The organism is Bacillus sp. PK6-026 (assembly GCF_054161455.1).
The window spans coordinates 2,033,932-2,056,632 of record NZ_CP096418.1 but is presented as its reverse complement, the minus strand read 5'-3'; the positions used below and the strand labels follow the sequence as shown (position 1 = coordinate 2,056,632).

Below are 22,701 nucleotides of genomic sequence, written 5' to 3'. Positions count from 1 at the left end.
TCATGATAAACGAAAAAGTCCGCAAATGAACCATTTATTTTTTACATCCGTTTACTATCCCTCACTTACCGATATTAAACACGAATCAAACGAATGACCGTGTGACGTAATTCACAATGTTTTTAAAAGACTTTTTGTAAGATAAACATGCTGATTGATTTATTCATTTTTCCCTTTGAAAGGAGCAAAAACGCAATGGTAAATCGTCAAAAAATACAATTACCGCTGCAGTCATTTAGTTTAGTCGCAGGATTTATGGTTTGGGTGTTGATTTCCTCTTTAATGCCCCACATTAAGCAGGACATCGCCCTGACAGACAGTGAGATCTCCCTTGTCACGGCCATTCCGGTCATACTCGGCTCGCTTCTGAGGATTCCGCTGGGATACTACACAAACAGATTCGGTGCGAGAATCACGTTCATGATCAGCTTTGTGCTGCTTCTGTTCCCGATTTTTTGGATCAGCACAGCCGATTCGCTGTTCGACTTGATCCTTGGCGGATTCTTCCTCGGCATCGGCGGAGCGGTCTTTTCCATCGGGGTCACATCATTGCCGAAATACTACCCTAAAGAAAAACACGGGTTTGTCAATGGGATCTACGGCGCCGGGAACGTCGGTACAGCGATTACCACGTTTGCCGCTCCTGTCGTAGCAAAGACAGCCGGGTGGGAAAATACGGTGCGGATGTACATCGTGTTAGTCGCCGTATTCGCTTTATTGAACTTTATCCTTGGAGATCGAAAAGAAACAAAAGTGACGGTTTCTGTAACAGAGCAAATGAAGGCAGTCTACCGAAATCAGACATTATGGTTTTTAAGCTTGTTTTACTTCATTACATTCGGATCTTTCGTCGCGTTTACGATTTATCTTCCGAACTTTCTTGTTAATCACTTCGGGCTTGATCCCGTTGATTCAGGGCTTAGAACCGCCGGATTTATCGCTGTCGCAACTTTTCTGAGGCCTGTCGGCGGCTGGCTCGCGGACAAATTCAACCCGCTGAAGCTGTTGATGTATGTATTTGCCGGCTGTACCTTGTCAGGGATTTTATTGGCCTTTTCACCCAGCCTCGGACTTTACGGATTTGGGGTATTAACCGTTGCCGTGTGCGCCGGTCTTGGAAACGGGATCATCTTTAAGCTTGTGCCGCTTTATTTTTCAAATCAGGCCGGCATCGTCAATGGGATTGTATCAGCGATGGGCGGCTTGGGAGGATTCTTCCCGCCACTCATCCTGTCAAGCGTTTTTCAGGCAACCGGCCATTATGCGATCGGATTCATGGCGCTGTCAGAAGCAGCCCTTGCCAGCTTTGTGATCGTGGTCTGGATGTATTTTCAGGAAGTGAGCAAAACATCGACCAAAACGAAGACGAACCATTTATAAACCTTTCCTGCAAAAGGAGCCTTGAGCTGATGTGCTCAGGCTCTTTTTTGGGACTTTATTCATAAGTTCACAATATTGTTTATATTTAAAAGGTCACTCAGCCTTATTTAACGTTAAAATAAGAACTGCTAAAGGGGTGACGCTCAATGAATATTTCTGTTAGAAAATCAGACACAGATTTGCTCTCAGACGATCTGCATCACTTGCTGGAATCAATCAGTACACGACGAAAAATCAGGCAGGACACATTCCTTTTTCAAGAAGGGATGGATGCGGAGGAACTGTATCTTATTCAGTCGGGACTTGTCCAAATCGGCAAATTGACGTCCGATGGCAAAGAACTGACACTCAGAATGTGCAAAAAAAATGATATTGTCGGGGAGCTTACGCTTTTTACAGAAGATGCGAAATATATGCTGAGCGCAAAGATCCTCTCTGATGGCGAAGTGTTGGTCATCAATAAAGATAAGCTTGAAAAAGAACTCATACAAAACGGTGCACTGACGTTTGAGTTTATGAAATGGATGAGCACGCATTTGCGAAAGATTCAATCGAAAATCCGCGACCTTTTGCTGAATGGTAAAAAAGGCGCGCTCTACTCCACCTTGATCCGTCTCGCAAACAGCTACGGCATCACAAGAAGCGACGGGATTCTCATCAATATTGTGCTGACGAACCAGGATCTGGCGAAATTCTGTGCCGCCGCAAGGGAGAGCATCAACCGCATGCTGAGCGACCTCCGGAAGAACGGTGTCATTTCAATTGAGGACTCGGGAAAAATCGTCATTCATCAGCTCAACTATTTAAAACGCGAAATCGACTGTGAAAACTGCCCGCTCGACATCTGCAATATCGACTGAAAAAACGAAAACAAACAAGGACATGAAGCACAGTGTCCTTGTTTTTTACGTTTGCAGCAGAAAAACGATCAACACGGCCATAAAGAAACAGGCATTCACCAGCTCTGAGATTCCGATTGTCTTAATCGACAGTTTCCTTCCATGTAAAAACCACGCTCTGAAACTGCTCGGCACTACACCAAGCACGGCCCATCCTGCCCCCGCGGCCAGCGAGATGAACGGCAGGAATATGTGGTATCCCCATGAATAAAGTTTAAACCGATTGTTTTTCTTTTCGCGGATCATCGACTTGACATAAAAGGCGCTCCCTGTGAAAAACAAAACGGACTGGATAAAAACAAACAATGCTTCACCATCAAGCTTCCCCGCTCCCATCCAGAAGCTTGCAAGCCCGCCCGCGCTGAAAACAAGGATTGCAGCAATATCATTTAAAAGCGCCCTGTCGTTGTTTCTTTTCGCATAATAAAGATTGATGAGAAAGAGCGGAAACAGCGGCAGCCCGAGAAAAACGAGCCGCGGCTCCAGCCAGACCGAAATAAGCAGGAAAACGATGGCCGGAATGCCGTAGATGAGAACCCATTTTTGATAGTAAACGATATTTTTCTTCTTCACCATCATCGTAGCCGGAAATGCCGCTAGATATAGAAACAGCCATCCGCAGAACAGCGGAATATGCTTTACATCCGCGCCCCCGGCGAACATGCCGAGAACAAACGGGATGACAAGCATCGCCCAGGCGCCGTGCTGCTTCGGTATGAACACTTTCATCACGCATCCTCCCTTCTTTTCTATTACATTATAAAAGTTTCGTCTTTTTTACACAGTGACATTTTGCATACAGGCGTGTGAAATAAATCACTGCGCCCTCCAGCCCGGCGCTTTATACTAAATGCTAATATATAGAAGGAGGATATACCATGGACCGGTTTGACTACTTATTGTTTCTGAAAAATCTTCCTATGTTTCTCGGGGTACCCCTTCCGATCATCAAAAGGCTGCTGAAAAACGGGAAGGTGATCGATATCCAGCCATCTCAGCATTCGCGATCGTTCCTTCATTCGCAATCCGTCTATTTTGTTTTAAAAGGGGAAGTTCATTTTTCTGACAGAAGACTTCCAGAAGAATCCCGAACGATCGCCGAGTGGGAAAAAGGCGATGTTTTCCCTATTGATCAAAAAGGCGAACCTTTCGTATCTCCGTTTATTTCAGTCAACACTGCCGCAGAAACCGCCGTACTTGAAATTCCATTTCATACTTTCAAAAAAATGATGACTTATAACCGCCAATTACAGACGAACTTTCTCATGCTGCTTCAGCAGAATTTGTATTTTTCCTACCAGCTTTTTTTGCGTTACCTCAACTCCTCCGCAGAAGACGACGCGTGAGAAGGGCCTCCCCCTTCTTTCCCTTCCTTTTCTAAATGTGATCTACTTAACTTTTTTTCTTTTTCATTTCCGCTACGATACACATGAATGCAAACGAAAGGACAGATGAAAGATGATACATTGCGATTTCGACAAGTCTCCGTTTATCGTCATTTGGGAGCTGACAAGAGCGTGCGAGCTCAAGTGCCTTCATTGCCGGGCATCGGCTCAAAATAAACGCGATCCGCGGGAGCTCACCCTGAAAGAGGGAAAAGATTTAATTGATCAAATTCATGCGATGGACAATCCCCTCCTCGTGCTGACAGGGGGTGACCCTTTAATGAGAGACGACGTATTCGCCATTATTGAGTATGCCGTCCAAAAAGGGGTTCGCGTCTCCATGACCCCGAGTGCTACGCCGAATGTTACAAGAGAAGCGATTCAATCAGCAAAAGAAATCGGCTTATCCCGATGGGCGTTCAGCTTGGACGGCCCGACCCGAGAGATTCATGATCATTTTCGAGGAACGGACGGTTCCTTTGACCTGACCATGAAGGCCATACGCTACATTCATGAATGCCATCTGCCTCTGCAGATTAATACCGTTATATCCGCTTATAACATCGATTACCTGGATGAAATGGCAAAGCTGATCGAAGAATTGAACTGTGTATTATGGAGTGTATTTTTTCTCGTCCCGACAGGCCGCGCGAAGCGGGAAGATATGATTTCGCCGGTGGACCATGAAAAAGTCTTTCTTTGGCTCAGCCGTTTGGCAAAAGAAGCGCCTTTTGACATCAAAACGACAGCAGCCCAGCACTACCGACGGGTCGTTATTCAACAAAAAATGCGGGAAGCGAAAGACCCCAACATGAAAATCCGCTATGAACACGCATTGCAGAAAGGGAAAATGGATGCGATCGGCGGATTGGGCCGGGCTCCGAAAGGTGTGAACGATGGCAACGGCTTTATGTTTATCTCCCATATCGGCGATGTATATCCAAGCGGACTCCTGCCGTTTAAAGCCGGAAACATCCGCGAACAGCCGCTGGCTGAGATTTATCGCGAATCACCGATCTTTAAGGATTTGCGAAATCCGGACGGATTTAAAGGAAAATGCGGCGTCTGTGAATTCCGCCATGTGTGCGGCGGTTCGCGCTCACGTGCCTATGCTCTGACAGGCGATTATCTGGAAAGCGACCCGAGCTGTATTTATATTCCGAAGGCTTTGCGCTGAAAAATGTGATGTACGTCACATTTTTTTCAGCATACTTGTATTACGGTATAGATGAGAATGATCATCACTATCAAAGGATGTGATCCCTCTGCATAATAAAAAAATTGATTTGAACGATTCCGTATACGAACTTTGCACATTGCATCCTGAACTAAAATCCGTGATGAAGGAAGCCGGGTTTAAAAACATAACGAAGCCCGGCATGCTGGAAACAGCCGGGCGTATCATGACGATTCCGAAAGGCGCGCGAATGATGCAAATCGAATGGCCGCTTGTCTTAGACATATTGAAAGCGCACGGATTTGACCCCGTTTGGAAAGGAGAAAAACAATGAGCGAAATGATTAACAACCGGGAAACGCAGCAAGGTCTGCCAGAGGAAAAAAAGCAGCTTTTGAAAGAAATCATCATCGACCTTCATAAAGGAAAACCGCTTGCCGACGTCAAAAAACGGTTTGAAAAGGCGTTCGGTTCAGTCAATGCTGAAGAAATCGCTCAGCTGGAACAGGCGTTAATGAAGGAAGAAGGCATTACCCCCGAAGAAATTCAAGAGCTTTGTTCCGTTCACGCCGCTGTGTTTAAAGGATCGATTGAAGACATTCACCGAGCTGACGCCGATAAGCAGCCAGGCCATCCCGTTCATACTTTTATGAAAGAAAATAAAGAAATCGACCTCCTTTTGAACTTTAAAATGCAGCTTCATTTGGAACGTTTTGAAAAAGAAGATCACCGCGACAACATTCTCAAGCTGCTCACAGACTTAAACTTGCTCGCCGATGTCGACAAACATTACAGCAGAAAAGAAAATCTTCTCTTCCCCTATTTAGAAAAGTACGGAATTACTGGGCCCAGCCAAGTGATGTGGGCTGTCGATGATTTTATCCGCAAGAGCATCAAAGAAGTGAAGCGTTTGTTGGAAGAGTATACGCCGGACAAAAAAGATGAAGTCATCCGCGAGCTAACGTTTATCATTCAAGAAGGCACGGAAATGATTTATAAAGAAGAAAATATCCTCTTGCCGATGGCGCTCAGAACGCTGACAGAAGACGAATGGCTGAAAATCGCGGCTGAAAGCGACGAGATAGGATATTGCCTGACTGCTCCGGAAACGGTGTGGAAGCCTGAACGCCATCAGCTCAAAACAACAGAAGAGGCGGCTGACGGATATGTCAGGCTCCCTACTGGTATTCTGTCCGTGGCCCAGCTTGAGCACATGATGAACCATCTTCCGGTCGATATCACCTTCATCGATGAAAACGATGTGGTCCGCTATTTTTCACACGGAAAGGAACGGATTTTCGCAAGGACAAAAGCCGTAATCGGCCGGACCGTCCAAAACTGCCATCCGCCGGCAAGCGTCCACATCGTCAACAAACTTCTTGACGACTTTAAATCAGGCAAAAAAGACGTTGAAGACTTTTGGATCAAATTTAAAGACAAATACGTGTTCATCCGCTATTTTGCCGTACGCGATGAAAACGGCCGCTATATCGGAACTTTGGAATTCACCCAGAACATCGCCCCGATTCAAGAGATTACCGGGGAAAAGAGAATTTTGAACACGAGCGATTGACCCATTCGACAGCCCGCTTCCATGCAGGCTGTTTTTTTGTCCTCCCTCTCCCCTCCTGAAAATGTGACAAATTTGTGAAAACCCGAAACCATGTGACAAATTTAACAAGGTCCAGCGCCTCCTCCATATATAGTGAGGGTAGCATCACTGACTCAGAAGGAGTGAACCAGCAATGAAAAAAAAGAAACAGAGTCCCATTTTCAGGAGATTAAATTATTTCTCTCCTATTGAACGCCATTCCAATCAACACAGCCAAACCACTTATGAAGACCGGAATTGGGAAGATGTATACAGAAATAGATGGCAGCATGATAAAGTGGTTCGCTCTACCCACGGGGTGAACTGTACAGGCTCCTGCAGCTGGAATATCTACGTCAAAAACGGAATCGTCACATGGGAAGGGCAGCGACTCGATTACCCTTCGACTGGCCCTGATATGCCGGACTTTGAACCGCGCGGCTGTCCGAGGGGAGCGAGCTTTTCCTGGTATATATACAGCCCGCTCCGCGTGAAATATCCGTATGTACGCGGTGTGCTGATCCAGATGTGGCGCGAGGCGCTAAACAGCAGCAAAAATCCGCTGGAAGCATGGAAATCAATTATCGAAAACCCTGAAAAAGCAAAGGCCTATAAACAGGCGCGCGGAAAAGGCGGATTTGTCCGCGCCGAATGGAGCGAAGTCCTGAAGCTGATTTCGGCTTCCCTTCTGTACACCATTGCCAAATACGGTTCTGACCGAAATGTCGGCTTCTCGCCGATTCCAGCCATGTCGATGCTCAGCCACGCAGCAGGGTCACGCTTTATGTCCCTGATCGGCGGGCCGATGCTGAGCTTCTATGACTGGTATGCCGACCTCCCTCCTGCTTCACCGCAAATTTGGGGAGATCAAACCGACGTTCCGGAAAGCAGCGACTGGTACAATTCAGGCTACATCATGACATGGGGTTCTAATGTGCCGCTTACCAGAACGCCTGACGCTCACTTTTTAGCCGAAGCCCGCTATAAAGGGGCAAAAGTGATTTCGATCAGCCCGGACTTTGCCGAGTCCTCAAAGTTTTCCGATGATTGGCTGAGCATCAGACAAGGCACGGACGGCGCACTGGCCATGGCGATGGGCCACGTCATTCTCCAAGACTTTTATGTCAACCAGAAAACGGAGCGTTTTATTGATTATGCAAAACAATATACCGATTTCCCGTTTTTGGTGACTTTGAAAGAGGAAAACGGAACGTTCACAGCAGGCCGCTTCCTCCATGCTAAAGATATCGGGCGTGCGACAGAACATGATGAGTGGAAGCCTGCCGTTTGGGATGAAGACACAGATGGATTTGCGATTCCGCAGGGCACGATGGGCTCCCGCTGGGACGGCCAAGGAAAATGGAATCTGCGCATGGTTGATGAGGATTCAGAAAAACCGATCACACCTCGGCTTTCCATGCTTGGACACGAAGATATGATCGGCACGGTCAACATTCCTTACTTCTCACATGACGGCAATAAAGTGCTTGAAAGACCGCTTCCGATCAAAAAAATGATTCTGGACGGAGAGGAAGTTTTTGTTTCTACCGTTTTCGACCTGACGCTCGCCAACTATGGCGTCAACCGCGGAATTGACGGACAGACGCCGGCATCATTTGATGATCCTGAACCGTTTACACCGGCTTGGCAAGAGCCGATTACCGGCATTAAAAGTGAAATGGTGATCAAGATCGCGAGGGAATTCGCGCAAAATGCGATTGACACAGAGGGCCGTTCAATGATCATTGTCGGCGCCGGTATTAACCATTGGTTCAATTCAGACACCATTTACAGAGCTGTGCTGAACCTTGTGCTTCTCGTCGGAGCTCAAGGGGTTAACGGAGGCGGCTGGGCCCACTATGTCGGCCAGGAAAAACTCCGGCCGGCCGAAGGATGGCAGACGATCGCGACGGCCAAAGACTGGGGAGGCCCTGCCAAACTGCAAAACGGAACATCATTTTTCTACTTCGCTACCGACCAGTGGCGCTATGAAGATCAGGAAATCAGCGGGCTTGCTTCCCCTATCGCAAAAACATCGCGCTACAAGCACCACGCCGATTACAATGTGCTGGCGGCAAGACTCGGATGGCTTCCTTCGTATCCGACGTTTGAGAAAAACGGTATCGATCTGTATAAAGAAGCAGAAAAAGCAGGCGCTGAGAACGCTCAGCAAGTCGGAAGCTATATCGCCAGACAGCTTGAGGAGAAAAAGCTCAAGTTTTCAATTGAAGATCCTGACAATGAAAAGAACTTCCCGAGAAATCTATTTGTCTGGAGAGCCAACTTAATCTCGAGCTCCGGCAAAGGTCATGAATATTTTCTGAAGCACTTGCTCGGCACGACTAACGGACTGATGAACGATGATCAGGACAGCGTCCGTCCCGAAGAAATCACATGGCGTGACAAAGCGCCTGAAGGCAAACTCGACTTACTGGTCAATCTCGATTTCCGGATGGCGGGAACAGCCCTTTATTCAGACATCGTGCTCCCTGCGGCCACCTGGTACGAAAAACACGATCTCAGCAGCACGGATATGCATCCGTTCATCCACCCGTTTAACCCGGCAATCAGCGCGCCGTGGGAAGCAAAGTCTGATTGGGATATTTTCAAAGCATTGGCAAAAGCGGTTTCCAATCTGGCTGAAGAAATGGACATGGAACCTGTAAAAGAGGCTGTTGCGACTCCTCTTCTCCATGACACTCCACAGGAAATGGCGCAGCCGCTCGGGAAAATCAAAGATTGGAGCAAAGGCGACTGCCCTGCCGTTCCCGGCAAAACAATGCCGCAAATTCATGTTGTGGAACGGGATTACAAGCAGATTTTCAATAAGATGACATCGCTTGGGCCGAATGTTGTCAAACAGCCGTTTGGTACGAAAGGTATGAACTGGTCTGTTGAAGCGGAATATGATTCCCTCAAAAAAACGATCGGCGTCGTAAAAGACGACACGATCGCCAAAGGCTGTCCTGACATCAGTGATGCAAGACAGGCTGCGGAAGCGGTATTGACCCTCTCTTCCACTTCAAACGGGAAAGTAGCCGTTAAAGCGTGGGAATCGCTTGAAAAAATAACGAATCTTGAGTTGAAAGACTTAGCTGAAGAACGGGAAGAGGAATGCTTTACATTTGAGCAAATTTCGGCTCAGCCGAAAACGGTGATCACCTCCCCTGCTTTCAGCGGTTCTGAAAAAGGCGGACGGCGCTATTCTCCGTTTACAACGAACGTTGAAAAACTGATTCCGTGGAGAACGCTGACCGGCAGACAGTCTTTTTACCTTGATCATGAAATGATGACCGAATTCGGCGAGAACATGGCGACATTCAAGCCGATCCTGATCCACCGCCCTTTCTTGAACAAGCGTCCGGATCAGGAAGGAAAAGAAATCGTTTTAAACTATTTAACGCCGCATAATAAATGGTCGGTTCACAGCATGTATTTTGATTCCCTGCCGATGCTTACCCTTTTCAGAGGCGGGCCGACAGTCTGGATGAATAAAGACGATGCGGAAGAAACCGACATTCAGGACAACGACTGGATCGAATGCTTCAACCGAAACGGAGTCGTCGTCGCACGGGCCGTGACATCACACCGGATTCCAAAAGGAATGGCCTTTATGCACCATGCCCAAGACCGGCATATCAATGTACCGGGAACAAAGCTGACGAATAACCGCGGTGGAACCCATAACAGTCCGACCCGCATCCATGTCAAGCCGACGCAGATGATCGGAGGCTACGGCCAGCTCAGCTACGGATTCAACTACTACGGGCCGACAGGAAATCAGCGCGACCTCAATGTCGTGATCAGAAAATTGAAGGAGGTCGATTGGCTTGAAGATTAAAGCTCAAATCGGAATGGTAATGAACCTTGATAAATGCATCGGCTGCCATACATGCAGCGTCACATGCAAAAACACATGGACAAACCGTTCCGGTGCAGAATATATGTACTTCAACAACGTCGAAACAAAACCGGGCATCGGCTACCCTAAACAATGGGAGGACCAGGATAAATACAGAGGCGGCTGGGAGCTGAAAAAAGGCAAACTTCAGCTCAAATCAGGCGCCAAAACAACGCGGCTCATGAATTTATTCTACAACCCGTACCAGCCGACGATCGATGACTACTATGAACCTTGGAACTATGATTATGAAACGCTGACAAACAGTCCGGAGAAAAAACACCAGCCTGTTGCAAGGCCGAAGTCTTCTATTACGGGAGACTTCATGAACCTTGAATGGGGTCCGAACTGGGAAGACGATCTTGCCGGCGGCCACATTACAGGCCTTCAAGATCCAAACGTCAAAAAAATGGAAGAATCGATCAAGACTGAATTTGAAGACGTCTTTATGATGTATCTGCCAAGGATATGCGAACACTGCATCAATCCTTCCTGCGTCTCCTCCTGTCCGTCGGGAGCGATGTACAAACGCGAAGAAGACGGGATCGTTCTCGTCGATCAAAATGCGTGCCGCTCATGGAGACACTGTGTATCATCATGCCCTTATAAAAAAGTGTATTTCAACTGGCAGACGAACAAGGCGGAAAAATGCACATTGTGCTTCCCTCGTCTTGAAGCAGGACTGCCGACAATCTGCTCTGAGACATGCGTCGGCAGAATCCGCTATCTCGGAGTCATGCTTTATGATGCAGATAAAGTCGAAGAAGCGGCTTCAGCCGAAAATGAAAAAGATCTATATCACTCCCAGCTGGAAATTTTCCTTGATCCGAATGATCCCGCTGTCGCAGAAGAAGCAAAAGCTCAAGGCATTCCGCTGGAGTGGATCGAAGCAGCGCAAAAATCTCCGATCTACAAAATGATCATCGATTGGAAAATCGCTCTGCCGCTGCATCCTGAATACCGGACATTGCCGATGGTATGGTATATTCCGCCGCTCAGTCCGATTATGAATATGTTTGAAGGAAAAGGAACGGCCCAATCAGCTGAAGATATCTTCCCTGCCATTGATGAAATGCGGATTCCGATCGAATATTTGGCCAATTTGCTGACTGCCGGTGATACACACCATATAAGAACGACATTAAAGAAAATGTCTGTGATGCGTATGTACATGCGAGCGACTCAAACGAACAAACAGATCGATTCAGCCCTGATTCAAGATACCGGATTGACTGAAGAGCAGATTGAAGATATGTACCGTCTGCTTGCGATCGCCAAATATGATGACCGCTTTGTCATTCCGCAAACCCATCGCGAAGAAGTCGCGGATCTGTACATGGAACAAGGAAGCTGCGGATTATCGTTTGCCGGAGGACCCGGCTCTTGCCAAAACATATAACACTGGAGGGAAGCTTCATGAATGGAACAGACAAACAAACCGTTTTTGCCGCTCTTTCTCACCTCCTCTCCTACCCTGATGAAGAGTGGAGAAAAGAACGTTCCGAATGGCAGCAGATCATCGGCGAAATCGAACATGAAGCGCTGAAAGGGCATCTGCTTGCCTTTTTGGAAAGCGCGGCTTCCTATTCGTCTGAGGAATTGATCGAAACGTACGTATATACGTTTGATTTCGGCAAAAAAAACGAACCTTTATGTCACCTATTTCAACTCCGGTGAACAAAGGGAGCGCGGAATTGAATTGCTGCAGCTGAAAGATCTGTATCAGCAGTCCGGTTTTCAGCCGACAGACAAAGAGCTGCCGGATTATCTGCCGCTCATGCTTGAATTTGCTGCAGTCGCCGATCATGAAAAAGCTGCGGCTGTATTCCAAAAATACGCAGCGAACCTGGAAGAATTAAGATTGCAGCTTTCAGAGAATGAAAGCATCTATACGCCGTTATTAGACGGATTAATGATGATTTTAGAGGAAATTGGTGTTGAAAGGAATGTACAGCCATGATCGAACAAATCCTGTGGGTCATCCTCCCCTATATCGTCATCACCATTTTTATCGGAGGGCATATATACCGCTATCAACATGATCAGTTTGGCTGGACGGCCAAATCAAGCGAAATGCTCGAAAAGAAAAAATTGGCGCTTGGCAGCAGCCTTTTTCACTGGGGAATCTTTTTTGTCATCGGCGGGCATGTGATGGGAATTTTAATTCCGGAAAGCCTTTATCAAGCGCTCGGCGTATCAGAGCATATGTACCATAAAATCGCGATCGGTTTCGGACTGCCCGCGGGCATCGCCTCGCTGTCAGGACTTATCATATTGACCTACCGCAGATTCACGGACAAACGAATTCGAAAAACGAGCTCTGCCGGTGATTTCATCACGCTGGTCGCTTTGTTATTCGTCATGACGACTGGGCTTGCGGCAACCTTCTTGAACATCGATTCAAAAGGATTCGACTATCGGACAACAATCAGCCCGTGGTTTCGCAACATTTTCTTATTCAAGCCTGATGCCGGACTTATGGCGAGCGTGCCCCTCTGGTTTAAGCTTCATATTATGATGGGCTACGTCATTTTCATCGTCTGGCCGTTTACTCGGCTCGTCCACGTATTCAGCATGCCGCTAAAATATTTGACAAGAAGCTATGTTGTTTACCGAAAACGGGCGCCCCGCAAAAGCATTTAAACATTTTCCCTAAAGCCAAAACGGCTTTAGGGATTTTTTTCTCTATAGGCAAGCTACCCTTATTCCCTATCAATCATACGATAAAGCAAACCATCAGAAAGGAGCGTTTTTATTGTATCCATACGATCCTTCACTATATGATCCGTATCGCCAGCAATTTCCGCCGGGGCCGCCTCCAGGAGTTGGAGGACAGCAGCAACAGCAGTTTCTCCCCCCGCCGCCGAGCCAATTTCCGCAAGACACCGGCCCTTCGGTATTTGCCGTTGATCCCGGCGGAATCAGAAGATGCCTGTTCAAATATACATTCATCCGCTTAAGAAACGGCAGCCGCTTTTGGTTCTACCCGGTTTTCGTCGGACGTTATTCGATTGCGGGCTACCGCTGGAGACCGCGTCAATTCCGCTGGGTTTACTTCGGTATTGACTTGAACGAGATTACCTCATTCAGCTGTCAGTAAAAAAACAAGAAAAAGGCGCCCCAAGGACGCCTTTTTTCATATTGTTTATTTCGATTGCAATGTTTCCTTCTCGTCTTCCCAAGCCTCTGTGTTTTTCAGACCTGGAATCGAGCTTGCCTTAAAGACAGGGTTCTTCCCTGTTTTACGCTGATCAGTATAGTCTTTCAGCACTTTCGCGGCAATTCCGGAAAGAAGCAGAATCGCAATCAGGTTAATGATCGCCATTAATCCCATAAATAAATCCGCCATGTCCCACACAAGTTGAAAACCGGATACAGATCCGAAGATGACCATTGCGACAACAGCTGTACGGTAAACGGCAAGCGTCGTCTTGCTCTTTTTAATAAATTCAATATTCGTCTCACCATAATAGTAGTTTCCGACGATTGAGCTGAAAGCGAACAGGAAAATCGCCACTGCGACAAACGCAGGCGCCCAGCTTCCGACATGATGCTGCATGGCTGCTTGTGTAATTTGAATGCCGTCAAGCTCTTTGCCCGGCGTCAGATTGAACAGCAGAATCATAAAGGCTGTCGCACTGCAGATAACCATCGTATCAAAGAATACGCCAAGCGTTTGGATAAAACCTTGCTTCGCCGGGTGAGAGACATTGGCAGTCGCCGCTGCGTTCGGCGCGCTTCCCATTCCGGCTTCGTTTGAAAACAAGCCGCGCTTCGCACCGATAATAATGATGCTGCCGAGCGTACCCCCTGCAATCTGCTCGATCCCGAAAGCATCTTTCACAATCATCGCGAAAACGGCCGGTATTTGAGAAATATTCGTCAGCACGACAAATAAAGCAAGTCCAAGATAAATGACCGCCATAACCGGAACGATCAACTGCGAAACTGTCACAACGCGTTTCAAACCGCCGAAAATGATAAATCCGGTCAATACCGCCAAAACAATTCCGACCGTTGTTTTATCAAGGTTGAAAGCCCCTTCCATCGAACCGACGATCGTATTGGCTTGCACCGCATTAAAGATCAATCCGAATGTAATCGTAATCAAAACGGCAAAGATAATGCCCATCCATCTGGCGCCCAGCGCTTTTTCCATGTAATAAGCTGGGCCCCCTCTGAAATGATCGCCGTCTTTGACCTTGTACACTTGAGCCAGCGTACTCTCCACAAAGCTGGAAGCCATACCGACAAGCGCGACAACCCACATCCAAAAGACCGCTCCAGGTCCTCCTGTTGCAACAGCAAGCGCGACACCGGTCAGGTTACCCGTGCCGACACGCGAAGCGGCGGAAATAAAGAAAGCCTGCAAAGACGAGACGCCTTTTCCTTTCTCCTCCTTTTGTCCGACGATACGAAACATCTCGAAGAAATAGCGGAATTGAACGAATTTCAATTTAAAAGTAAAGAACAGGCCTATTCCTATTAATATATAGACTAAATAAGTCCAAATAAAACCGCTTGGGACATTGATGATTTCGCTTAAAATTTCTTCCATAGCACCCTCCTGAAACAAACGAATTTTGTTTTGATGTTAAGTTTTCTAACATGATAGGATTATATCATAATAATGACACAAGAAAAACTAGATAGAATTTTCTGTCTTTTAAACATAAAGGCTGTTAACATCATTATTACTTTAGTCCCAATGCTCATTATAGCAGAGTATCATCTTTATTCATATATAAAAATGCGCTTTCATTCCAAGTGCGTTGCGAAAAATCTCATATTGTCAATAAATATTTGCCAACTGTCACAAAATAATCATCTTTTCTTATAACATAAAATATGCTAAGATGATGAGATACTAAGGGGATGAGATCAAATGAAAAAGACATTGTTTCTGCAACTGTCCATATTCTTTTTAGTCATTGCGAGCCTTCATTCGTTCTCAATGCCCCAGATGCCGGCAAATCACCATACGCAAAAAGCCGCTGTTTCAGGAGACGAACTCCATGAACTGACAGCCGGCAAATATGGTGAAGAAAAGGCGAAATCATTGTGGAATTCACTCGGCTTCGGAGCTGAATCCATCCTTCTCTTCATCTTAGCTGCGGCTTCCGGCCAGGCGTTCATGATGAACAGGCGGAAAGAGCATCTGAAGGCATTTATGCTCGCGGTGTTCTATCACTCTTCTTATTTCGATAAAGCGCATGTTTTAAAACCATAACCATACGAAAAAAACGGGAGGTTTTAACATGTTATTTATTATAAGAACGGTGATTATTGGACTATTTTCATTAGCAGCAATCAATTTGTTTGTTTTTCAAGGAATTGAATTCATGCACGCGATTACCGACCTTTTCAATCGCCAGGACAGCTGAATTTGAAGCGATTTGAAAAAGCTAGACAATAAAATTCATGAAACAGTTTGATTGGCATGAGTCCGGCACTGCACGGATTCATGCCTTTTCATTTGGTCTTCCTTCGTCTTGTGATTGCAGTAAAAGCGGAACAATCCTATTATACTTAAATACAGCTTTTCCATCTTCTTCAAAAACAATTAAATTTTTTCGAAAAATTTTAAACATTTTTTCAACAACTGCCGGGATTTTATTTCAAATCTACAAATATAAGATATAATGTTTCTGTACCAATTAAATACCAATTACTTATAGAAAGAAGATGTTCATATGAGTAAAGTATCTGGAAAAATTGCTTTTGTTACTGGCGGAGGCCAAGGAATTGGCGAAGCAATCTGCAAACGTTTGGCGGAGGATGGGTTCGCTGTTGCAGTTGCCGATTATAATGTAGAAACTGCAACACAAGTTGCTGAGGACATTAACCAGCATAACGGTAAGGCAATTGCAGTTAAAGTGGATGTTGCTGATCGGGACGATGTTTTTAAAGCAGTCGATGAAACGGTTAAACGCCTCGGCGGTCTTGATGTGGTGATCAATAATGCAGGTCTTGGACCAACCACACCTATTGAAAGCATTACATATGAAGATTATCGGAAAATCTATGATGTTAACGTCGGCGGTACTTATTGGGGAATTCAAGCAGCTGTAAAAGCCTTTAAAGAACTTGGACACGGCGGGAAAATCATTAATGCTTCTTCTCAAGCCGGTCAAGTCGGTAACCCAGGCTTGGCAGTTTACGGCGGAACAAAGTTCGCTGTTCGCGGGATTACGCAAACGGCGGCAAAAGATCTAGCTGAATTAGGCATTACGGTTAACGCCTTTTGTCCGGGTATCGTAAAAACGCCTATGATGATGGGGATTGCACAGCAAACCGCTGATGAAGCAGGCAAGCCATTTGAATGGGGAATGGAACAATTCGCTAAAAATATTGCATTAAAACGCTTATCAGAGCCGGAAGATGTAGCAGCATGCGTTTCTTATCTTGCAGGGCCGGATTCAGATTATATGACCGGCCAGTCTCTTATCATTGATGGCGGAATGGTATTTAATTAATTTTAAAATCATATTCAATATGGAGGGCGGAGTTTTCCACCTCCATATTGAAATAACAAGCTAGAGCTGATATGTCACGGTTCGTCCAATCACGCCCCGTTTAAAAATTTGGACCAAAGAGCGTCTTCCCTTTTGAAACCCCCTGTTTCAAAATGAACTAGTGCGAAGATTTCCCCTGCGATAAGCGGCACCCAAGATAGCTCTTTTCGATTCCCCACTCCAAGCCTCATAGGTTTATTTGCGCGCTTTTTCCGCCAATTTGTTTATTTCCTCCATTTTTTTCGATTTCCTCTAAACTGCGACCTCGAGTTTCAGGGACGCGTGTCCGGATAAATACAACTCCAAGTAAACAAATAACACCGAAGATTGCAAACACAGCTTCTTGAGACATCGAAGCGGTCATAATAGGAAATAGCAATCCAACCAAGAAAGAGCCGATCCAGTTAAATGATGAAGCTATTCCAGACGCGCGCCCGCGAATGACCAGAGGGAAAATTTCTCCAACGATGACCCAAGTTAAAGGAGCCCACGTGAATGAATAAAGTGCTACATAGATACTTAAAAAGACAACCATCATCATCGGATTTGCATTAGGAATTAATATATTCAATATTGCCGGCAAAATAAAGGACAGCCCCATAACGGTTCCGCCTACTGTTAATAAAGTACGGCGATTAAATTTATCAGCGATCATGATGAATAGCAATGAACCTAGCACGAGAATAACACCTTGAATAATCGGCCACATCAACGCTGAACTTGCCGCATTCCCTGTTGCTTTTTCTACAATCAAAGGAATGTAATAAAAAATTGCGTTAGCACCCTGGAATTGTTGAAAAGCGGCAACACCCACACCAGCAATTAATAAAAAACGATATTTATTACTTAAGAGTGTAGCCCATGATGCTTTTTGATTTGCCTTTGTTTCCTCTCTGGCAGTTTCTTGTATTTGTGCTATTTCAGAATCAATCTCTCCTTTGTTAGAGCGAATATAGCTCAACACCTTGCGTGCTTCATCAAGTTTATTGTTCTTGATTAAAAAACGAGGTGATTCAGGTAACTTTAACATTCCAACATATAAGATCACAGCAGGTACGGCAGCCAAACCAAGCATCAACCGCCATGCCATTGTTTCCGGCAAATCTTTCAATAGAAAATCAACAATGTAAGAAAGCAACATTCCAGAACAAATCATGGTTTGATTAATTCCTGACAGCCGTCCGCGTAAACGTGCAGGCGCCATTTCCGACATATAGGCCGGGACCAATGCAGAGGCAGCACCAACGGCCAATCCTAATAAAACCCGAGAAATAATTAAAAACAGTACCCCATTATGAGGTGCTATTCCTGACAAAATGGATCCAACAACAAAAATGACAGCGGAAATTAAAATCATTTTGCGACGTCCCAAACGATCAGAAAGTTGTCCGGCCAGGGCGCCTCCAAAAATAGCGCCTAACATGACCGAAGAAGTAATCCAGCCAATAACCCCGGCGTTGTCTTGAAGGTTCCAATCGTGTTGCAGAAAAGGCAAAGCACCCGTCATAACGCCGATATCATAACCGAAAAGAATGCCGGCAAAAGCCCCGAAAAAATAAATGAAGCCACTTGAGATTTTCTTTTCATTAACCATTTAAGTTCCCTCCTCAAGGTTGAAATTATATTGTGTAATCCAGCCACCAAAATTATCGATGGCTTTTTCAGAAATCATTAAAGTGTTTCCAAACTGCAAATACATGCTAGGATATTGGTGGGATTTCTCACTAAACCTCATGGTTTTATTCGCCTATTATTAAACGCTTTCAATTTTTCCGGAACATAACGATAACGCTTACAAAATCATGAATATTTTGATATCTGATATCCCTATTTTTCACCTCCAAGGAAGCAGAGCCTCCTCGGAGGTTAGAGGCATTACTTAATCACTACATATTCCAGGTCAACCAGCTTTGCATAAGTGATCATTTGGTCTGTTGTTAAATTCAATGAAACAACTGTATGGTGACCGCCGCCGTTTTCAAGCCACGCTTTCACTCCATCCTGAAAGTTAGGCTTCACTTCCCAAAGCACCCGTGCCACCGGAAGGTTTGGTGCCGGAACAGTTGGTTCAAATGCAGAAACTTCGTTAATCAACAGTTTGTAATGCGTACCAAAGTCTGCCATCGAAACAACCACACCATCTCCTGCTTTTCCGTCGAACACTAAGCGTGCCGGGTCTTCACGATCACCAATACCTAATGGAGATACGATAATTTTCGGTTTGTTGCTTGCTAAAGATGGGTCAACTTCAAGCATATGTGATTGAAGGATTGATTCTTGACCGGCAGCTAATTCATATGTGTAATCTTCCATAAAGCCGGTTGATTGGTTACGGCTCATCACTTTGAGTAAACGATCGAGCGCTGCAGTTTTCCAATCTCCTTCACCAGCAAAGCCATATCCTTGGGCCATCAAACGTTGGACGGCAAGACCCGGAAGTTGTTTCATCCCATATAAATCTTCAAAGTTAGTTGTGAAGGCATTATAACCACCATCATCCAGGAAACGTTTAATGGCGATTTCATAGCTTGCTTGTACTTTTACGCTCTTCTCCCAATCTTCCTGACTGTAAGTACCATAATCAAATTCATAAAGGTCTGCATATTCAGCAAACAATCGATTAATTTCTTCATCTGTAACCGCATTCACGTATTGAACAAGATCACCAATGCCAAAGTAATCAACTGTCCAGCCAAATTGAATTTGTGCTTCAACCTTATCCCCTTCAGTAACAGCAACGTTACGCATGTTGTCACCAAATCGGGCGACCTTGATGTTGAAGCTTTCGTTATAAGCAACCGCTACGTCCATCCATTCCGCAATTTGCTGTTGCACTTCAGGGCGTTCCCAATAACCTACGACAACTTTATTTTGTTTTTGCAAACGGGCATTGATAAAACCATATTCACGGTCCCCATGAGCAGATTGGTTTAGGTTCATAAAGTCCATGTCAATCGTTGTCCACGGAATACTTTCATTAAATTGTGTCGCTAAATGAAGTAACGGTTTTTGTAATAATTTTGTTCCGCGAATCCACATTTTTGCAGGTGAAAAAGTATGCATCCAAGTGATAACACCGGCAACTTCGTCACGATAGTTCACTTCTTTCATGATGCTTGTGATTTTATCTGCACTAACAGCTAAATCTTGCAATACAAGCGGGTATGGCAATACAGCGCTTTCATTTAATGCATCAGTCACGGCTTGCGCGTGCGCTCTGACTTCTTCAAGCGCTTCTTCCCCATAAAGATGTTGTGAACCTACGACAAACCAGAATTCTTTTTTTCCTTGTGTTAACATCATAACCCTCTTTTCTTAAATGAATAGTTTGATAGAATTGATTTTACTTTTGACCATAATAAGCATTTTTACCGTGTTTTCGTAAATAATGTTTATCTAAAATACATTGTGGTAATTCTTTTGCAAAATGATTTAATTCTCGGGTAAATAAATTCATTTTCGCGACTTCATCCAACACCACACTATTCAATACTGCTGATTTTACATCTTTGCCCCAAGTAAATGGACCATGACCATGAAGTAAGACACCGGGAACAGCTAAAATATCTAACCCGCGCTCTTCAAATGTTTCGATAATGACATTACCGGTTTCTACTTCGTAACCTCGATCAACCTCCTCTTGTGTCAAGTATCGGGCACATGGCACGGAACCATAGAATGTGTCTGCATGAGTGGTCCCCATCGCCGGAACATCAAGGCCTGCTTGAGCCCAGATTGTCGCCCAAGTTGAATGAGTGTGTACAATTCCTCCAATTTCAGGGTAATGCTTATAAAGTACCGCGTGAGTCGCTGTATCTGATGAAGGCCTCAGCTCTCCTTCAACAATATTGCCATCTAAATCAACAACCACCATATCACTAGCTTTCATTGTTTCATAATCAACACCACTAGGTTTGATAACGAATAAACCAGTTTCACGGTCAATGGCACTTGCATTTCCCCATGTGTATTTCACGAGGCCGTATTTAGGCAAGTCCAAATTTGCTTGTAACACTTCTTCTTTCAGTTGTTCTAGCACGTCAACCCCTCCACTTTCCACTCATTAAATCAAATGATCCACAGCGGCCTGCTCAATCATTAAACCTTTTTTGTACCGTTCGATAAATGCTTCAAATCCTTCAACATCTAATTGATCAGGGTAAATTTCTTGCCCGGCATCCTCTTCAAAGACTTTTTTGTCGAGGAAATCTTCTAAGCTTTCTTGTTGATCTTTGTTCATCATGTAAGAAGCAAGAATAGCCATTCCCCACGCACCGCCCTCTCCGGCAGTTGCCATAACTGATACTGGCGTATTCATTGCAGCTGCAACAATTTTTTGTCCGACAAGAGGGGTTTTGAATAAACCGCCGTGAGCTAAAATGCTATCAATATCAATATTTTCCTCTTTGGTCAAAATATCCATTCCGATTTTCAAAGCTGCAAAAGCTGCAAAAAGGTGTGTCCGCATGAAGTTTGCTAAATCGAAACGGCTCTCTGGTGAGCGGACAAATAACGGCCGGCCTTTTTCTAGTCCTGTAATATTTTCACCAGAGAAATAACCGTAGCTTAGTAAGCCACCGCCGTCTAAGTCAGCCTCCAATGCTTTATTCAACACCACTTCGAATAATTTATTCATTTCAACCTTTTGTCCCATTGCCTCAAAAAATTCACGAAACAACCCTAGCCAAGCATTCAAATCGCTTGAGCAGTTATTCGCATGAACCATTCCAACCGGACTGCCGTTTGGCGTTGTTACCAAATCAATTTCTGGATATACTTTCGAAAGTTCTTTCTCTAATACAATCATGGCAAAAACTGAAGTTCCTACTGAGATGTTTCCAGTGCGTTTCCTCACACTATTCGTAGCAACCATTCCTGTTCCAGCATCGCCTTCCGGCGGACAAACCGGGATACCTGGCTGTAAATTTTTTGATTGATCCAGAATTTTCGCGCCAATTTCGGTTAATTCGCCTGCTTGCTCGCCTGAAATATAAACTTCAGGAAGAATATCCTTTATACTCCAAGGATAGCCTTTGTTCGAAATCAGTTCATCAAACTGCTTGAGCATCGATTCATTGTAATTTTGCGTTGATTCATCAATTGGGAACATGCCCGAAGCATCTCCAATGCCAATTGCTTTATTGCCAGTCAGCAACCAGTGAATGTACCCAGCTAAAGTGGTGATATAATCAATGCGAGGCAAATGTTTCTCTTCATTTAATATCGCTTGATATAAATGAGCAATACTCCACCGTTCAGGGATATTGAATTGAAATTGATCAGTTAATTCTTTTGCTGCAGCACCGGTTGTTGAGTTACGCCAAGTTCGAAACGGAACAAGCAGCTCCCCTGTGTTGTCAAAAGCCATATATCCATGCATCATTGCAGAAAATCCAATAGAACCGATTTTGCGAATGGTGATGCCATAATTTCGTTCAACATCATTCTTCATTTCACTATAAGCTGTTTGCAACCCAGTGATAATATCTACTAAGTTGTACGTCCAAAATCCATCTTCCAAGCGGTTTTCCCACTCATAACTTCCAGATGCGATTGTTTCAAAACTGCTATCAATCAACACTGCTTTAATACGTGTGGATCCGAATTCAATTCCAAGCGATGTTTCTCCCTCAGTTATCGCCTGCTTGATGTTTACTTGATTCGCTTTCACGTTATCCCCCCTCTGATAGCGATTTCAATATTATTCGAAAGAAGGCATTTCCCTTTTCGCTTAACTTAATTACAGACTTAGTATATTTTTTGTACGTACATTTGTCAATCAATAATATAATATGTTCATATAAATATCACAACGATATTTATATTCTTTTTCTCTTCATGCTTATAATAAAAA

19 protein-coding genes and 1 pseudogene are annotated in these 22,701 nt (G+C 44.9%); 14 read left to right on the top strand and 6 right to left on the bottom strand.

Annotated features, from left to right (window positions below):
- The first annotated feature begins 195 nt into the window (after positions 1–195).
- Both M1D59_RS10655 and M1D59_RS10650 read left to right on the top strand, forming a co-directional pair.
- A complete protein-coding gene (locus M1D59_RS10655; protein WP_020451637.1) occupies positions 196–1,380 on the top strand; it encodes a nitrate/nitrite transporter in 1,185 nt (394 codons plus the stop codon).
- Positions 1,381–1,526: 146 nt separating this feature from the next.
- Positions 1,527–2,240 carry a Crp/Fnr family transcriptional regulator gene (locus tag M1D59_RS10650; protein WP_020451636.1) on the top strand — a complete coding sequence of 238 codons (714 nt, stop codon included), beginning with the start codon at positions 1,527–1,529 and terminating at the stop codon, positions 2,238–2,240.
- 45 nt (positions 2,241–2,285) lie between these two features.
- Here the strand turns inward: M1D59_RS10650 and M1D59_RS10645 are convergent, their stop codons facing one another.
- Positions 2,286–3,008 (bottom strand): YwiC-like family protein, encoded by a 723-nt coding sequence (locus M1D59_RS10645; protein WP_212110209.1) that lies wholly within the window; start codon positions 3,006–3,008, stop codon positions 2,286–2,288.
- Between the two features lie 149 nt (positions 3,009–3,157).
- On the opposite strand from M1D59_RS10645, the gene M1D59_RS10640 reads away from it, so the two are divergent.
- The 9 genes and pseudogenes from M1D59_RS10640 to M1D59_RS10600 all read left to right on the top strand — a co-directional run bounded on the left by M1D59_RS10640 (position 3,158) and on the right by M1D59_RS10600 (position 13,432).
- Positions 3,158–3,625: a cyclic nucleotide-binding domain-containing protein gene (locus M1D59_RS10640; RefSeq protein ID WP_020451634.1), complete on the top strand. Its 468-nt coding sequence runs from the start codon at positions 3,158–3,160 to the stop codon at positions 3,623–3,625.
- A gap of 112 nt (positions 3,626–3,737) precedes the next feature.
- Positions 3,738–4,841 (top strand): TIGR04053 family radical SAM/SPASM domain-containing protein, encoded by a 1,104-nt coding sequence (locus tag M1D59_RS10635; RefSeq protein ID WP_023857568.1) that lies wholly within the window; start codon positions 3,738–3,740, stop codon positions 4,839–4,841.
- A 103-nt stretch (positions 4,842–4,944) separates the two neighbouring features.
- Positions 4,945–5,175: a DUF1858 domain-containing protein gene (locus tag M1D59_RS10630; protein WP_458118047.1), complete on the top strand. Its 231-nt coding sequence runs from the start codon at positions 4,945–4,947 to the stop codon at positions 5,173–5,175.
- Positions 5,172–6,413: a DUF438 domain-containing protein gene (locus M1D59_RS10625; protein WP_023857570.1), complete on the top strand. Its 1,242-nt coding sequence runs from the start codon at positions 5,172–5,174 to the stop codon at positions 6,411–6,413. Before M1D59_RS10630 ends, M1D59_RS10625 begins: the two co-directional genes overlap by 4 nt.
- Before the next feature lie 172 nt (positions 6,414–6,585).
- A complete protein-coding gene (locus M1D59_RS10620; RefSeq protein WP_458118018.1) occupies positions 6,586–10,272 on the top strand; it encodes a nitrate reductase subunit alpha in 3,687 nt (1,228 codons plus the stop codon).
- Positions 10,262–11,731 carry a nitrate reductase subunit beta gene (gene narH, locus M1D59_RS10615; protein WP_020451629.1) on the top strand — a complete coding sequence of 490 codons (1,470 nt, stop codon included), beginning with the start codon at positions 10,262–10,264 and terminating at the stop codon, positions 11,729–11,731. The genes M1D59_RS10620 and narH overlap by 11 nt, the downstream gene beginning before the upstream one ends.
- Before the next feature lie 17 nt (positions 11,732–11,748).
- A pseudogene (gene narJ / locus M1D59_RS10610) lies at positions 11,749–12,292 on the top strand (nitrate reductase molybdenum cofactor assembly chaperone).
- Complete coding sequence (gene narI / locus M1D59_RS10605) at positions 12,289–12,975, top strand: respiratory nitrate reductase subunit gamma (RefSeq protein WP_458118017.1); 687 nt, start codon at positions 12,289–12,291, stop codon at positions 12,973–12,975. The pseudogene narJ and the gene narI overlap by 4 nt, the downstream one beginning before the upstream one ends.
- Before the next feature lie 112 nt (positions 12,976–13,087).
- Positions 13,088–13,432 (top strand): hypothetical protein, encoded by a 345-nt coding sequence (locus tag M1D59_RS10600; protein WP_020451626.1) that lies wholly within the window; start codon positions 13,088–13,090, stop codon positions 13,430–13,432.
- Positions 13,433–13,477: 45 nt separating this feature from the next.
- Here the strand turns inward: M1D59_RS10600 and M1D59_RS10595 are convergent, their stop codons facing one another.
- The gene (locus M1D59_RS10595; RefSeq protein WP_023857575.1) at positions 13,478–14,890 is read right to left on the bottom strand and encodes an alanine/glycine:cation symporter family protein; all 1,413 of its coding nucleotides are present in this window, start codon (positions 14,888–14,890) and stop codon (positions 13,478–13,480) included.
- A 327-nt stretch (positions 14,891–15,217) separates the two neighbouring features.
- Here M1D59_RS10595 and M1D59_RS10590 point away from each other — a divergent pair, with 327 nt between their 5' ends.
- The 3 genes from M1D59_RS10590 to M1D59_RS10580 all read left to right on the top strand — a co-directional run bounded on the left by M1D59_RS10590 (position 15,218) and on the right by M1D59_RS10580 (position 16,808).
- The gene (locus tag M1D59_RS10590; RefSeq protein ID WP_020451623.1) at positions 15,218–15,562 is read left to right on the top strand and encodes a hypothetical protein; all 345 of its coding nucleotides are present in this window, start codon (positions 15,218–15,220) and stop codon (positions 15,560–15,562) included.
- A gap of 28 nt (positions 15,563–15,590) precedes the next feature.
- Positions 15,591–15,716, top strand: a complete 126-nt coding sequence (locus M1D59_RS10585; RefSeq protein WP_020451622.1) for a hypothetical protein — start codon at positions 15,591–15,593, stop codon at positions 15,714–15,716.
- A 309-nt stretch (positions 15,717–16,025) separates the two neighbouring features.
- Positions 16,026–16,808 carry a (S)-acetoin forming diacetyl reductase gene (locus M1D59_RS10580; protein WP_020451621.1) on the top strand — a complete coding sequence of 261 codons (783 nt, stop codon included), beginning with the start codon at positions 16,026–16,028 and terminating at the stop codon, positions 16,806–16,808.
- Between the two features lie 226 nt (positions 16,809–17,034).
- On the opposite strand, the gene M1D59_RS10575 is transcribed toward M1D59_RS10580, so the two are convergent.
- The 4 genes from M1D59_RS10575 to M1D59_RS10560 form a co-directional block, all read right to left on the bottom strand.
- The gene (locus tag M1D59_RS10575) at positions 17,035–18,441 is read right to left on the bottom strand and encodes a sugar porter family MFS transporter (protein WP_026579648.1); all 1,407 of its coding nucleotides are present in this window, start codon (positions 18,439–18,441) and stop codon (positions 17,035–17,037) included.
- Positions 18,442–18,722: 281 nt separating this feature from the next.
- Entirely contained in the window at positions 18,723–20,147 is a 1,425-nt protein-coding gene (araA, locus tag M1D59_RS10570) for an L-arabinose isomerase (RefSeq protein ID WP_020451619.1), read from the bottom strand.
- Positions 20,148–20,190: 43 nt separating this feature from the next.
- Positions 20,191–20,886: an L-ribulose-5-phosphate 4-epimerase gene (locus tag M1D59_RS10565; RefSeq protein ID WP_039072737.1), complete on the bottom strand. Its 696-nt coding sequence runs from the start codon at positions 20,884–20,886 to the stop codon at positions 20,191–20,193.
- 24 nt (positions 20,887–20,910) lie between these two features.
- Positions 20,911–22,518: a xylulokinase gene (locus M1D59_RS10560; protein ID WP_224067033.1), complete on the bottom strand. Its 1,608-nt coding sequence runs from the start codon at positions 22,516–22,518 to the stop codon at positions 20,911–20,913.
- Positions 22,519–22,701 lie beyond the last annotated feature (183 nt).